Annotated in this window: 12 protein-coding genes; 5 read left to right on the plus strand and 7 right to left on the minus strand. The window is 52.8% G+C overall.

Annotation, left to right across the window (positions count from 1 at the left end; translation table 11 throughout):
* Nucleotides 1-183 precede the first annotated feature (183 nt).
* Together crcB and AC2215_RS04565 are read right to left on the minus strand one after the other, a co-directional pair.
* Nucleotides 184-633 carry a fluoride efflux transporter CrcB gene (gene crcB, locus AC2215_RS04560; RefSeq protein ID WP_486808774.1) on the minus strand — a complete coding sequence of 150 codons (450 nt, stop codon included), beginning with the start codon at nt 631-633 and terminating at the stop codon, nt 184-186.
* Between the two features lie 61 nt (nt 634-694).
* Complete coding sequence (locus AC2215_RS04565) at nt 695-1,369, minus strand: response regulator transcription factor (RefSeq protein ID WP_486808775.1); 675 nt, start codon at nt 1,367-1,369, stop codon at nt 695-697.
* A 411-nt stretch (nt 1,370-1,780) separates the two neighbouring features.
* Between AC2215_RS04565 and hflX the strand changes: the two genes are divergently transcribed.
* Nucleotides 1,781-3,409 (plus strand): GTPase HflX, encoded by a 1,629-nt coding sequence (gene hflX / locus AC2215_RS04570; protein ID WP_486808776.1) that lies wholly within the window; start codon nt 1,781-1,783, stop codon nt 3,407-3,409.
* A 246-nt stretch (nt 3,410-3,655) separates the two neighbouring features.
* Here the strand turns inward: hflX and AC2215_RS04575 are convergent, their stop codons facing one another.
* The gene (locus tag AC2215_RS04575) at nt 3,656-3,805 is read right to left on the minus strand and encodes a hypothetical protein (RefSeq protein WP_486808777.1); all 150 of its coding nucleotides are present in this window, start codon (nt 3,803-3,805) and stop codon (nt 3,656-3,658) included.
* Between the two features lie 249 nt (nt 3,806-4,054).
* Here AC2215_RS04575 and AC2215_RS04580 point away from each other — a divergent pair, with 249 nt between their 5' ends.
* Nucleotides 4,055-5,026 (plus strand): DUF3747 domain-containing protein, encoded by a 972-nt coding sequence (locus tag AC2215_RS04580; protein WP_486808778.1) that lies wholly within the window; start codon nt 4,055-4,057, stop codon nt 5,024-5,026.
* A 341-nt stretch (nt 5,027-5,367) separates the two neighbouring features.
* Nucleotides 5,368-5,925, plus strand: coding sequence for a L,D-transpeptidase (locus AC2215_RS04585; RefSeq protein ID WP_486808779.1), 558 nt, complete (start codon nt 5,368-5,370; stop codon nt 5,923-5,925).
* Between the two features lie 659 nt (nt 5,926-6,584).
* Here the strand turns inward: AC2215_RS04585 and AC2215_RS04590 are convergent.
* The 4 genes from AC2215_RS04590 to AC2215_RS04605 all read right to left on the minus strand — a co-directional run bounded on the left by AC2215_RS04590 (nt 6,585) and on the right by AC2215_RS04605 (nt 11,275).
* Nucleotides 6,585-7,154, minus strand: a complete 570-nt coding sequence (locus tag AC2215_RS04590) for a DUF2808 domain-containing protein (RefSeq protein ID WP_486808780.1) — start codon at nt 7,152-7,154, stop codon at nt 6,585-6,587.
* Nucleotides 7,155-7,382: 228 nt separating this feature from the next.
* Complete coding sequence (locus AC2215_RS04595; protein WP_486808781.1) at nt 7,383-8,600, minus strand: ABC transporter permease; 1,218 nt, start codon at nt 8,598-8,600, stop codon at nt 7,383-7,385.
* A 351-nt stretch (nt 8,601-8,951) separates the two neighbouring features.
* Nucleotides 8,952-10,541 carry an efflux RND transporter periplasmic adaptor subunit gene (locus AC2215_RS04600; protein ID WP_486808782.1) on the minus strand — a complete coding sequence of 530 codons (1,590 nt, stop codon included), beginning with the start codon at nt 10,539-10,541 and terminating at the stop codon, nt 8,952-8,954.
* Between the two features lie 209 nt (nt 10,542-10,750).
* Nucleotides 10,751-11,275, minus strand: a complete 525-nt coding sequence (locus AC2215_RS04605) for a GbsR/MarR family transcriptional regulator (protein ID WP_486808783.1) — start codon at nt 11,273-11,275, stop codon at nt 10,751-10,753.
* A gap of 242 nt (nt 11,276-11,517) precedes the next feature.
* Between AC2215_RS04605 and AC2215_RS04610 the strand changes: the two genes are divergently transcribed.
* Nucleotides 11,518-13,113: an MBL fold metallo-hydrolase gene (locus AC2215_RS04610; protein ID WP_486808784.1), complete on the plus strand. Its 1,596-nt coding sequence runs from the start codon at nt 11,518-11,520 to the stop codon at nt 13,111-13,113.
* A gap of 432 nt (nt 13,114-13,545) precedes the next feature.
* On the plus strand, nt 13,546-14,301 hold the full coding sequence (locus AC2215_RS04615) for a phycobilisome rod-core linker polypeptide (protein ID WP_486808785.1): 756 nt from the start codon (nt 13,546-13,548) through the stop codon (nt 14,299-14,301).
* The last annotated feature ends 170 nt before the right edge of the window (nt 14,302-14,471 follow it).

Genomic DNA, 14,471 nt, shown 5'->3' on the forward strand with positions numbered 1-14,471 from the left:
GGGCTCTCTTAAATATTTTTCTAGGTGAATAGAGCGAAGTATTGATATAGCTAAGCGCGTAGTGCTTAGGACATTTAATTTTGCACAGAAAATACCGTAGGGGTCAACGGCCGTTGACCCCTACAAGATTTCTAACAACTCAACCCGAATTTATTGTCTTAACCGCCATGCGCTTAGCTATATCTAAGAAAGCGATCGAGCAGCAACGATTCCCAAATAAACTCCGATCGCCCCGAGAAACGCACTCCCGAGCCAATATAGACCAGCCAGCCACAGATGTTGAGAGCGCAGTAGGGCAATCGTATCGAGTTCGTAAGTGGAAAACGTGGTGTACGAACCCAGAAACCCAACAGCGACGAACAAACGCACTTCTGGAGAAACAACGATCGCCCGTTCCAAGACCAACGTTACAAAAAATCCCATCGCCAACGAACCGCTCAGATTGACAAACAAAGTGCCGTAGGGAAAAGTGCGACCCAATCGTCCCGCGAACCAGATACCGAGATAGTAGCGACTGAGCGCCCCGGCAATCGCTCCGAAACTAATGGCGATCGGGTTTCGCAGGCTCGACTCTTGAAGGACCGTCGCCACAGAATTTGGGACTGCCATCAACCACGTCAGCCAGTTTTTCATTGGAAAGTACTCCCCGAAACAGACGACAGTACAGGGAATCTAGAACCTAAAATTTTCCCCATCACTCGCGCAAGACGTACCCCACACTACGAACCGTTTGCACCAGACGTTTTTCGTTATTGGCTTCGAGCTTGAGGCGCAAGTAGCGAACGTAAACCTCGATAATATTGGAGTCTCCCATAAAATCGTATCCCCACACCTGTTCGAGGATTCGATCGCGGGACAGAACTTGCCGGGGGTGACTGATGAGATATTCGAGCAAATCGTATTCCTTCGCCGTCAGTTCGATGGCGCGATCGCCCCGAAAAACCTCGCGGGTGCTACGATTCAAGCTCAAATCTTCAAACACGAGCAAATCGGGATCTTCTTCCTGGGTGCGTCGCAAATTTGCCCGAACCCTCGCGAGTAACTCTTCGACGCTGAAGGGTTTAACGACGTAATCGTCAGCCCCCGCATCCAATCCCGCGACGCGATCGCCGATTTCATCTTTCGCGGTGAGCAGAATGACCGGAACCCGATCTCCCGTTTGGCGGAGGCGGCGACACACCTCCACCCCAGAAATCCCCGGAATCATCCAATCGAGGATAATCAAATCCGGCGCGGTTTCTCGCGCGGCAGTCAACCCGGCCAACCCATCGTGGACGATACTGACTTGATAGCCCTCGAATTTGAGTTCGAGTTCGATAAATTGAGCGAGTTTGACCTCGTCTTCGACAACTAGAATGTTTGCACTCATAGTTTGAGCCAAGATTAACGATGCGGGCGATCGACCGCAGCCTGATGCTGGGCTAAGTCCCTATTGTATAGCAGTTGCTCCAGGGATTTGGGGAAAGGCAGGGGGAGGTTGGGGAGAGGAGAATTATTCAATTAACTCTTCCCCACACCGATTGGTAAAAGGTTAAGCTTATGCGCCATTGGTCAAGGGGTTTGTTTGGGGAGACAAGGAGACAAGGAAGAAGAGAATTATTCAATTAATTCATTCTCCACACCACACCCCACACCCCATCCCCATCACCCTTTCAGTCGTTAAAATAACTATATTCTGACTCGATTCGGGGAACCAGACTTCTGGTTAGAGACACTTATCGATACCATCCACGGAAACCTTCAAGGTCTTAAAGCCAACCAACTCAAGCAACTCCAGCGGTTGTACCACCAGCGCATACCCGGCGATCGCATCGCTACGTCCCAACTGGCCCAACGACTGGCCGCCATTAGTACCGACGTCGGACAGCCGATGTGCGCCTACCTCAACCGCCGGGGACAGGTCATTCGCGTGGGGGTGGGGTCGCCGCGCCAAACCCAGATTCCCCCCCTGGAACTGCCGCGATACGGGGTAAGTCGCCTGAGTGGGATTCGCTGCATTGCCACCCAACTCAAAGACGGAGAACCGGGAACGGCGGCCCTGACGGCAATGGCAATTCAGCGCCTGGATGCTTTGGTAGTGCTGACGCTGACGGGATCGGGATTCCAGCGTCGCGGTGGGGGGGATACGGGATACGTCAAAGCCGCCTATCTCGCCCATCTGGTTCCCAATGCCACCGAAGCGGCGTGGACGGTTTCCGAACCCCTGAATTTAGACGTTCTCGGGGAGCGAGATTTCGTCGAAATGGTAGAAGAACTCGAAGCGGAATTCGAGCGAGAATTCGTCGCCCGCGAGGTAGAGTCCGATGGCGATAACGTCTTGCTCGTGGGGGTGAGAACCGATGGCATCAAGACCGAACAGTTTCAAGAAGGCTTAGCAGAAGTCGCCCGACTCATCGATACGGCTGGGGGCACGGTCTTGCAAACCATGCAGCAGAGTCGATCGCGCCCCCATCCCCAAACCGTTGTCGGGGCGGGTAAAGTGGAGGAAATCGCCCTGGCAGCCCAAACTTTGGGGGCCAATTTGGTGGTGTTCGATCGCGATCTCTCCCCCGCCCAAGTCCGCAACCTGGAAGCTCGTATCGGTGTGAGAGTGGTCGATCGCACGGAAGTAATTCTCGATATCTTTGCCCAACGGGCCCAGTCCCAAGCGGGGAAATTGCAGGTGGAGTTGGCGCAATTGGAATATACTCTGCCTCGACTGACGGGACGGGGGCAAGCCATGTCTCGACTGGGGGGCGGTATCGGTACCCGAGGACCGGGGGAAACGAAACTGGAAACCGAACGCCGCGCCATCGGTCGCCGCATTTCCCGATTGCAGGAACAAGTCGATCGCCTGCAAGCCCATCGGGGACGGATGCGCCAGCGCCGCCAGCACCAGCAAGTGCCGTCGGTTGCCCTGGTGGGATATACCAATGCGGGCAAGTCGACGCTGCTCAACGTCCTCACCAACGCCGAGATTTACACGGCCGATCAATTATTTGCCACCCTCGACCCCACAACGCGCCGCTTTGCGGTTCCCGATGCGGATACGGGGGAAGCGCGCCAAATTTTGCTCACGGATACGGTGGGGTTCATTCACGAGTTGCCCCCGGCGTTGGTGGATGCGTTCCGAGCTACCCTGGAGGAGGTGACGGAAGCCGATGCCTTGCTGCACGTGGTCGATTTATCCCATCCAGCCTGGCAGAGTCATATTCGATCGGTCATGGAAATTCTTGCGGAAATGCCGGTGACGCCGGGGCCGATTTTAGTGGTGTTTAATAAAATCGATCGCGTGGACGGGGATACCTTAGCCATCGCCCAGGAGGAGTTTCCCCAGGGAGCGTTTATTTCAGCGGCGAACAATCTCGGTTTGACGACGTTGCGCCAGCGGATTTCCCTGTTAGTGGATTACGCCGAATCTTCCGCTTAAACCCATGATGCTTCGTACAACCCAACTCCGATCGAATGCTCGCGATGCGTTTGATGCTCCCTAGACTCATCCTCGTCAATGTCCGAATGCATTTGCGTAGTGCCATACCATCCGCGGGGTGCATCTGTTGAAAATGGGTTTGAGGGGAAGGGGGAAGAAATTAACGTCAGTGCCCAGTGGTGGGACAGGGGATTGGGATGCGATCGCTATTTGAGACCCATTGATTCTTACCCTCCTTACACATCCTTACTCGTACTCATCCTCACCGCGTCCGGTGTGTCTGTCCGATGCTGCTCCACAGGTCCCCTGGCTGCGATCGATTAACGGTGTCGATGATGTTCTGGAGAAGGGGGGTTTGATGCGATCGCCATTTGCAACAGATTGATGCTTGCCCATCCTACTTGCCTCCTCCTCTACCTCCCCGATTCCCAAAACCCCCGTGACACTCTCAAGGATTGCCCAAGCCCCAACCCCCACTCGCACCGCCCAACCCACGGAAAACCGCGAAATTCCGCACTAACCAACCCACCCAACTGTCACAACTATTCATGGACAATTACCAAAGTAGACCGATCGCCCGCCAATCCCAAAAAGCTTACCCCCACAATAAGGACATAGCAAACAAACCCCCACCGGACAGACGACATGAAAGCTTCCTTCCCCTTCGCCGCCCTCGCCACCGCCGCACTGACTGCCGTTTCTACCTTCACTCCCCAGACGGCCGTTGCCAGCACCTTCGGACAAACGGAAGTCAACCAGGATAAAGTGATTGCGATCGCCGCACCGGTGGGTGAAACCTCTCGTCATCAGTTGCTAGTTCTCGAACAAATCTCCTCTACTCGGGCTTGCTGGAACGAAACCGGAGCCAACCCCGTAGAAATCGATCCCCTCCTCCTCAACTTCAATTTCTCCGGCGTTTGCGGTCGCGCTACCGATAGTAACGGCTACTCCATCCGCGTCGGCGGCGAAGACATGGGAATGCGCTATTCCTTGCGTGTCGAGGAACAAGGAGATGACTTGGTGCTGATGGGAGTTCCCTTCGGTCGTCGTAACGTTCCCCCCCTGGAAATCGCCCGTGCCAATGGCGTGTCTTCCGGTTTCGTGAAGCTCGAACTCAACCCCGGCTGGCGCTTTACCAAGCGTAACTACCAAGGTCGCACCCTGGGTCATCACTACCTCACCAACGACCTCACCCTGAGCGAACTGGCCGAAACCTCTCCCGTGGTCTCTCGTCCGACTCCCCGTCCCGTCGTCCGTCCGGAAACCCCCGTCAAGCCTAGCGAACCCACCGTGGCCGAGCGCCTCCAACTCACCACCGAGCAAACGCGGGAGATTGCCGCTATCCGCCAAACCTACACGGCGCGCACTGCCACCACTCGCAACGAGTTGCAACAAGTTCAGGCGCGGTTGACGGAAATGATGGCCGAAGATACTTCTACCCGCAGCCTCCGCCGCCAGCAAAAGAAAGTGCGCGAACTGCAAGCGGACCTCTCGGATTTGCACTTCGACGGCATGATGGAAATTCGCGGAGTGCTTACCTCCGAACAGCGCGCTGAATTCGCCCAACTCGTGGCTCAATTGGGCAGTTTCGATCGCCTCGTCGGGTCTGCTCGCTAATCTAACGAAATTGGCAGATTTTGACTGACAGGTTACAGACAGTTACAGGCAATTCAATATGTCGATGGTTTGTGGGGATGCACTGCGCGGGTGCGTCCCCACTTGCATTTAGAATTCGGAATTCGGAATTCGGAGTTGGGAATTCTGAGTATGGGCATAGCCTGTGCTTTGCCAACGGGAGCGCGGAGTGGGGAAAAGGAAGACCAGAAGGAGGACGAGGAGACAAACAATTGATTTATTATTAATCCTTATTAATTGTCAATTGTCAATTGTCCGTTGTCCATTATCACAGTTAAGCTAGACATATCACCGCGATCGGCTATTTTACAAGCAATAAACCTATGTCTCGTTTCTTTTCTTCACTGCTTCGACGCTGTGTTACCCTTGCAGCCATTCAGACCGTTTTTAGTGTCGGCGCGCTCGGTATTTTGTCCGCACCGGGACGTGCTGCCCCCACCGGAAATACTCCGTTTGAGACCGCCCAACCGGAACCACAAAAACTCGCCCAAAGCATTATGGCCGAGATTCGGTATCTGGAAAATTCCGGGCAGCGCTGGATCGAGGTGGATCTCTCCCAGCAGTTACTGACGGCGTGGTCGGGTTCGAGTCTGGTGTACTCCACGTATATCTCTAGCGGCGTCGATTCTACCCCCACCCCCACCGGTGTCTTTTCGATCCAAACGAAATACTACTCCACCCCGATGTCCGGTGCGGATTACTACGTTCCCGACGTACCTTACGCGATGTTTTTCTATGGGAACTACGCCATTCACGGCGCGTATTGGCACAATTCCTTCGGCTATCCTGTCAGTCGCGGCTGCGTGAATATGCCCACTGGGGATGCAGAATGGTTGTACTACTGGGCTGCTTACGGAACGCCGGTCGTGGTTCATTATTAGAAACGAGGGAGAAAGGTTAAGGGTTAAGGGAGAAAGGGGAGAACGCTCGATATCTTCAACTTTCCCGGTCTCCGGTAATCCCGACCTTCAAATTCACGTCAGTACGGGATACGCTCAAACACTTATTTCAGTGTTGTCCATTGCATAATGGGGCGAAGAAATTTACGTTGTTTGGGCTAACCTGGATTATTCATGAAAACCTTCTTCAAACAGCCGAAATCCTTCAGTATCAGTGGATTGGCGGGTTTTGTCCCAATTACAGTTTGTAATCGAGCGACAATTCCCGAATTCCACTACTGTTCAGGGTTTCAGGCATTGACGATCGGCGTTGTGAATCATCCAGGCTCAGGAACGATCGTTCAACATCTTTAACCCGTACTCGCGTTGAAATTATGGTAGGAGTCAACGACCGTTGACGTTAGTTTTAGTTAAAAGCCAAATCTAGATCGAGCTAACGAGAGAGTCGGGTTTTCGCTCATTTTTCCACAACGCATAGAATGCAGGTTTGAGCTTATCCAAAACTGGGGTGATGGTTGGTGCGCTATTTTCCCGCACATCCCATAATTCAACCGGATTTGAGTCAGCTGGATCTGAGATGAGGGGAGCCAGACGCTCCCACTTCCATATCTCATCTTGTGTCCCCGAGCGGTTTAAGGTAATTAGCGGTCAACGAAGCGCAGGCGACCGAAGCCTAGGAACTGACCCTGACTCTGTTCCCCTGCCGGATAAGCGGTCACGCCGAAGAGATAAATACCGCCCAAGCCTGGATTTTGCTTGGATTTGAGAGCCACGGTGACGGTATTGCCGGGAGCCACGGGGGTATCGAATTCGACGGTGACGGCATCGGGATCGTCGGACATTCCACCAATACTGGCAAGAGTCAGTTCGTCGCGATCGCCGGTAAATGCCCGAGTCGAGTCAGTTTTATAGGAAATCTCTTCAACGCCTTCGTGAAGGTCGATGGTCACCGCACCCAAGGGTTCCCCGGCATTTTCAGGAACTTCGATGGTGAAGTAATAGGTGGCGGGAGCGTCGGGAGTGCTGGAGCTGGCATTGGCTTCGACTAAGCTGGGGGGTTGCTCGAATGCCATCTGTCCGTTGCTCAGACGCACCGCTTGGGCTGACTGAGCGTAGAGTAAACCGGAAGCACCGAAGAGCGCAGCACCGATACTCAGTTTTTGTCCAAATTTTTGCCAGAGGGAAGCGGAAGTGGAGGGGGTTGCAGACATGAGTTTTAATTTTTGATTGTGTAGGCGATCGAGGACTTTTGTTACTTTTCATTGAATTCCATCCATATGAGTATTTGATGAAAACGCCCTAAACATCCACTGAACGTTAATGGACAATTGACAATTGACAACGAAGACCGAGCAATTGTTTTTCTCCCCTTCCGGGCGTTCGGAGCATCTCCTTCTCTCCCCTTTCCGAACTCCGAATTCCGAATTCCGAATTCATCCCTAAGCCGTTCTTAAAGCGACGATCGGATCGAGTTTGGCGGCGCGTTGGGCGGGGAAAACGCCGAAAAACAGACCGATACCCCCGGATACACCGGTTGCTAGGGCGATCGCCACAGGGGAGACTCCGGCATCGAAGTCGCTGAAGTTACTCACCGCCAGAATCCCGCTTACCCCCACTCCTGTCCCGATCGCACCGCCGACGATCGACAAAATCACCGCTTCGATGGTAAACTGCACCAGGATATCCCGCGCCGATGCGCCGATAGCTTTGCGCAATCCGATTTCCTGAGTCCGTTCGGTCACTGAAACGAGCATGATATTCATGATGCCGATGCCGCCGACGAGTAGAGAAATACTGGCGATCGCCGCCAGCATTATTTTGAGCGCTCCGGTAATCGCTCCGGTGGTTTCTTGCAAGTCTTGCTGGTTGCGAACGGTGAAGTCATCTTCGTCAGTAATTTGATGGCGCAGCCGCAATAAGTTTTCAATTTGAAACTGCGCCGCCCGCATTTGATTTTCGTCTTTAATACTGACATTAATAAACGTCACGCTTAGACCGTAGGGAGAGTTTTTTCCCACGATTCTATTCGCCATCGTAGTCACGGGTAAAAATGCCGTTTCATCCAAATTTGTCCCAAAGGAAGAACCTTTTGGCTGCATCACGCCAATCACGGTAAAAGAAACATTTTTGATCCGAATTTGTTCGCCTAAAGGATTGGCATTTCCAAATAATTGTTCGGCTAGTTCTGAACCGATCGCGACCACTTGTTGATTGCGTTTTAGGTCTAAATCCGTCAGAAATCGACCCCGCGCGACATCAAAATCTCGCACGGACAGTAACTCGGGTGTCGTGCCGTAAATGAGGGTGGAAACATTTTTATTGCGATAGCTGACCAGTTCGCTGCTATTAAGTTGAGGGGCAACTTCTTTAACGGCAGGTACTTGTTCGGCAATGGCGATCGCATCTTCGAGAACGAGGGTTTGTGGCGAAAACACCGGACGACTTTGGGCTTCGGGACTACCGGGTAAAATAAATAACAGATTCGATCCCAATGATGAAACTTGGTCGGAGACAAATTTTTGCGCCCCTTCTCCGACACCAATCATGGCAATTACTGATGCATTCCCAATGATAATTCCCAACATCGTTAAGCTACTGCGCATTTTATTGGCAACTAGGGTTTGAGCTGCCATTTTAAAGGATTCAAAAGCATTCATGGTTTTTCGAAAAAGGAGAAGGGTTAAAGGGGAAGGGGAAAGGGGTAAAGAAGAGCATTACCTTTAACACCATGTGCAACTTATACGATCCAAAACCTGACAGCACGGGGTCAAAGGGGAAGGGGGAAGAGGAAAAGAGGGAGAAGTCTGCTCGCTCACCACATGGCGAGCGCAAAAAGATTGCACAGAGCGTTACCTTGACATAAAAATAACGCTCTGTGCAACGAATTCTCCAAAATCTGACAACATGGGGTCAAAGGAAAAGGGGATATGGTCTGTATTGTCACCACGGAAGTCGATCTAAAGTTGCACATGGCGTAAATAGATTTAGATCGGAGAGAATTTTTGAGTTTAGAAAGATTCGGGTTCTAAAATCTCCTCTAACTTTTGCCCTTCCGGTAAACCCAAGAAAATCTGCTCTCCCGGTTCTACCCCGTCTAAAATTTGAATGCGATCGCCCACCGTCGGTCCGATGGTCACTTCTTGGAATTCCACATCATCCTCGGCTGCGGGAACCAGAACTCCGGTTTGCCCCTTATTGGTAACGATCGCCACCGTGGGAACTACTAACGCATTCTCGAGGCGCTCGCCCAAAAAGGTTAGATCGGCATTCATTCCCGATCGCAACTGTTCTAACCCCGTTTCAATTTCCAATCGCACTTCAAACACTGTCACATCCCGATCTTTCACCGCTTCCGGGGCCACCAGTTTCACCCGTCCGGCAAACACTTCATCGGGGTAGGAATCGGCAACGATTTCTACTTCTTGACCCGGTTGAATTTGGCTGATATCCGCCTCGGGGACTTGGGCGAGAACTTCTAACCCCTTAGCAAGGGCGACGATCGAAGTGGAGGTGGCTGATGCCGCACTCGATGCAGAGGTTGCCGGCGTGACGAAGGCACCGGGGTCGGCATAGCGTTGGGTGATGATGCCGGTAAAGGGGGCGCGCACCTTCGTATCTTCAAGTCGAGTTTCGTAAACTTCCACCTGGGATTCGGCATCGACGACATCGGCTTCGGCGCGGGCAATTTCTTCGATGCGGGTACCGTTTTCGAGTTCTTCGAGTTGGGCGCGGGCTTCGGAAACCGCCGCATCAGCACTGGAAACTTCAGCTTGGGCGCTGGAGACATCGGCTTGGGCACTGGCGACTTCAGCCTCGGCGCGATCGATTTCTTCGCGACGAGTCCCGTTTTGCAACCGTTCCAATCGTCGTTGAGCTTCGGCTACTCCGGCTTTGGCTTGCTCTAGATTGGCGCTGGCGCGGCGTTCTTCATCGATGGCGATATCGAGATCGCTGCGGGAAATAGCACCGTCGGATTCCAGGCGACGATTGCGCTCGACATCGAGACGAGCCAGGCTCAAGCGCGATCGAGCCTCATCGACTCGTCCTCTGGCTTGAGAGAGGCTCGCTTCGGCTTCAGCAATTTCTTCCCAACGGGTTCCGGCTTCGAGTTGCGCCAGTTGCGCTTCGGATTGCCGCACTCGGGCTTTGGCTTGCTCGACCCGAGACAAGCTCTGTTCTTCATTAGCTTGTGCTTGCTCCAGGCGAGCTCGGGCACGATCGATTTCCTCGGGGCGCGAACCGTTAAGCTGTTGCTCTAAGTTGGCTCGGGCGCGATCGAGACGGGCATCCATCTGCCGTAGTTGGGCTTCGATTTCTTCGGCATCCATCTGGGCGATTGCTTGACCTTCCGTGACCCGATCTCCCTGTTCGACGAGGATCTTCGCCAAACGACCTTGGGTTTTGGGGCTGACGTTGACTCGCTGCACCGGTTGCACTTCTCCGTTGGCTTCGATGCGGACGGTGACATCCTCCGCGGCAACGGTGACGAGGAGTTCTTCGATGGCCGCTTGTTGGGTATTGCCCCGTCGGGCGATGGTGACACCAGTGACTGCCGTTCCCACGACACCCACGATGACTAACCCAACAATGGCTGGCATTGGAAGCTTAAATTTTTCGCTGAATGGTAATTGCACGATCGGACGGAAAGAATAAACGTCTCAAGGGCGAGTTCGGACTAGACTGCCGAAAATGGAACAGTCAGAGGATTGAGGAATGCGATCGAGAAGGAATCGAAGGAAAACCCGATTGCCATTTGGAGTGGAAAGCGGATGAGTTTCGATCGAGTACTCGAAATCGAAAGCGGAGACTATCCGTTAACCGCTTCTGTCGGTGAATTGTGCGTTTGGAGAGAGTCGCTTTGGAGTTGTTGTTGGCGTTTTTGCTGCCAATTGTCTAAAAGCTGCGGCCACTGTTGCTCGAAGAAGGCGTGGAGATCGTACATTTCTTGAAGTCGCTGGCACTGCTCGGAATTCGTGCGATCGACTAACTCCAAACCCCGTTCGGCGAGTTGGCGAATGGCAGAAATTTGCCCCATGCGCTGCTCCATCAAAGATGACCACGCTCCGAGTTTGATGCGAAAGTAGTCGAGGCGATCGCCGGGTAAACTGACTCTTTCAACTAAACCCACTTGGATGAGCATCCGGGTGGTCGTGCTGATAGAGCCTTTGCTGGCTGCGAGTACTTCGGCGAGTTCCTTATGGGATTGGTGCGGGGGATTGGCCACTAACAACCATCCCAGGACGCGACCCGCCATTCGCGGTAGACCCAGTTTCTCAAAGGCTAAGCCGACTTCTTCAATAAAGTGTTTCTGTTGGTGTTGTCGATCTGCCAAGCGTCGTACCTTGTTAAACTGAGTTTTTTATCTACTCTAATATTAGCACGTTTCGTTTGTTCAGTAATGACTAAACAAACTCAATCGAGATGCGATCCCCGAACTTGATAGCATCAAGGTATGGAATTCAGAATTCGGAATTCAGAAAGGGGAGAAGCTCCGGATGCGGTGAAGGGGTAAATGACAATCGCCTGCGTTTCCCTGTCAATTGACTCCCCATCCCCGACCGAGGGCAAGTGCTTATGGAACTCGAATGTTTACCTTACGGTGTCGGTCATACCGATGAAGGTATCTGTGTGTGGGTGCGAATGGGGCCCCACCGCATTTTGCTCGATTGCGGACTGCGAGATATTTCGAGTCTTTTAGAGAGCGATCGACGGTTGCATATTGCCGATGTGGTGGTATGTTCCCACGCCCACGCCGACCATGCCAGGGGGTTGCTGGATTTGCACCGCGCCATGCCCGGACTGCCAATTTATGCCAGCGAAGTCACCGCGCGCCTGCTTCCCCTCAACTGGCCCGAAATCGAGAACCCACCGGAGTTTTGCCAAGGATTGCCCTGGCGAAATCCCGTGCAACTCCAAGAAGACTTATGGGTCGAACTGCTGCCGGCGGGTCATTTACCCGGTGCGGCGATCGTCCGCCTCAGCTATATGAGTTCGGCCCTCACCTACACCCTCACATACACCGGGGATTTTTTACTCTCCAACTCCCGCCTGGTGGAAGGATTGCCCTTAGAAGAATTACGCGGTTCTTCCCCCGACGTACTGATTGTCGAGGGCAGTTACGGCACGGCCCGCTATCCGAGACGGCGCACCCAAGAAAACCAACTCGCCGAACGCATCGATCGGGCGATCGCGCGCGGCGATTCGATTTTGCTTCCCGTTTCTCCCCTGGGATTGGCCCAGGAACTGCTGATGCTGTTGCGTTCCCACCATCATTTTACCGGACGGGATATCGATATCTGGGTCGACAGTGCAGTAGCTGCCGGGTGCGATGCCTACCTCGATATTTTGCCCCAGTTACCCACCGCCGTCCAAAACTTCGCCCGTCACCAACCCTTATTTTGGGACGATCGCATTCGTCCTCGGATGCGACGGTTTGTCGAGGCGGATCGATCGACCTTCGGCAGCTCCCCTTCGATCGTTCTTGCCCGAGAAACAAACGATTTGAGTCGATACTGTTACTCGGAATCCGGTTCTTGGTTAGTGCTGTGTCAGCAGCATCCCGGCTATCCTCTCCCGGAAGAAAACTGGGACTGGCAGCCGCCAGACAACGTCCAAATCGAAACCTACGTCCTCAGCGAACATTGCGATGTTTCCGGAACCACTCAAGCCATTCACAACATTCGTCCCCAACACATTATTTTCGTTCACGGTTCGCCGAACTATCTGGCGGATTTAACGAATTTAGAAGAACTCCGCAACCGCTATCAAGTTCACTGTCCGGCAAATGGTCTCCTGGTTGAGTTGCCGATTCGGGAGAAGTTTATCAAAACCGAACAAACCGAAACTCACTACGAAGGGGAGTTAACGGAATTCGATCGCGCCGTGACGATTACCTTACCCGAGTCCATTCTTGCCGATCCGCGATGGCAAAATTTTGCCGATACCGGTTTGATCGAAACCCGCTGGCAGGGAGACGAACTGGTACTGCGCGGCGTTCCCCAGCGAGAACTTCTCGATCGAAGTCGAGATCGTCCCATTCCTTTTGATGTGGCATGTTGTGCCAACTGCATTCACTGTCGGGGACAGCAATGCTGGAATCAAGCTTCTCCCCTGTTTGGGTTTAAAGTTACCCCGGATGGTCGTTGTCCGGTGTTTGAAGGAATCGATTAACGAACAATGAAATACAGTCAATCGTTATTCACCTCATCACCGCGTCTCCCATCACCGCGTTACTGTCTCTCTCCTTGTCTCCGACTTCACAGAGCTAGCGAAGTCCGATTGCCCGAGGCTTTGCAATATTACGAAGTTTTGCAAAATGTTGACGACCATTATTACAGATTGTTACTTTCACTCATAAAAATGAGATAAGTATTAACGCAATCCCCTAATCTGAAGGTTAGTTTGCGCGATCGTGCAGAGTCTACCTCGTGTAACGTTGTCAGGTGCGATCGAGCCTTGAGATTGGGGGCATTTCCCCAGCATCGTCCACGATACTTGCACGTCGAGGTTTCTCTCGAGCGCTAAAAATCGTTGGCAACGCTGCACCAAGCGTTAATATTCACAACGCTTAAATTTTCAGGAAAAGATTACGGAGAAATTAACGTGGCAATTCCTTTACTAGATTACAAACCCGTTACCCAAAACGCGCGGGTGAACGGTTATGAAGTTCCGAGCGAAGAACAGCCTAAAATCTACGATGCCGAGAACTTGCTCGCCGGTGGAACTTGGGACGAGCTAATTTGGGCAGCTTATCGTCAAATCTTTAGCGAGCACCAAATTCTCAAAAGCAATCGTCAAAAGTTTTTAGAATCTCAACTCAAAGACGGTCGCCTAACCGTGCGCGAGTTCATTCGGGGTCTGGTGCTCTCCGATCCCTTCCGTCGTCTGAATTTCGACACCAATAGCAACTATCGCTTTGTTGAAATTTGCGTGCAGCGGGTGTTAGGACGCGACGTGTACAGCGAGCGCGAAAAGATTGCTTGGTCGATCGTCGTTGCCACCAAAGGCATCCAAGGCTTTATCGATACGTTGCTCGATAGCGACGAGTATTTAGAAAACTACGGCGATACGATCGTCCCCTATCAGCGCCGTCGGAGCTTACCCCAGCGGGCCACCGGTGAAACACCGTTTAACCTGAAGACACCTCGCTACGGAGAATACCACCGCTCTGTTTTGGGCTTCCCCCAAGTGGTGTGGCAGAATCAGGTTCGTCGCTTTACTCCCCAAGAGAAGCAAGCCAAAGCCGGCAGCCCCGAACTGTACGTGAATATGGCTCGTTCCGTCAACGCTCGACCCAGCAATACCGGACGGATCATGACTCAATCCATGAATTACATGGCTATGGTGCCCAAGCGCTAAGCCCATATATGTTTCGGCAATTGGCAGCTGGGCATCGAAATTTCGGTTGTTCTACAGTTCTAATTGCCCGATGGGGTGAGTTGGATAGAGAGATTTTCGCCAGAACGCGACCTCTTTTCTATCAGACTCACCCCTAATCTTTAGGCGATCGATCGCACTCGCGACACAGA

The organism is Zarconia sp. (assembly GCF_057467645.1).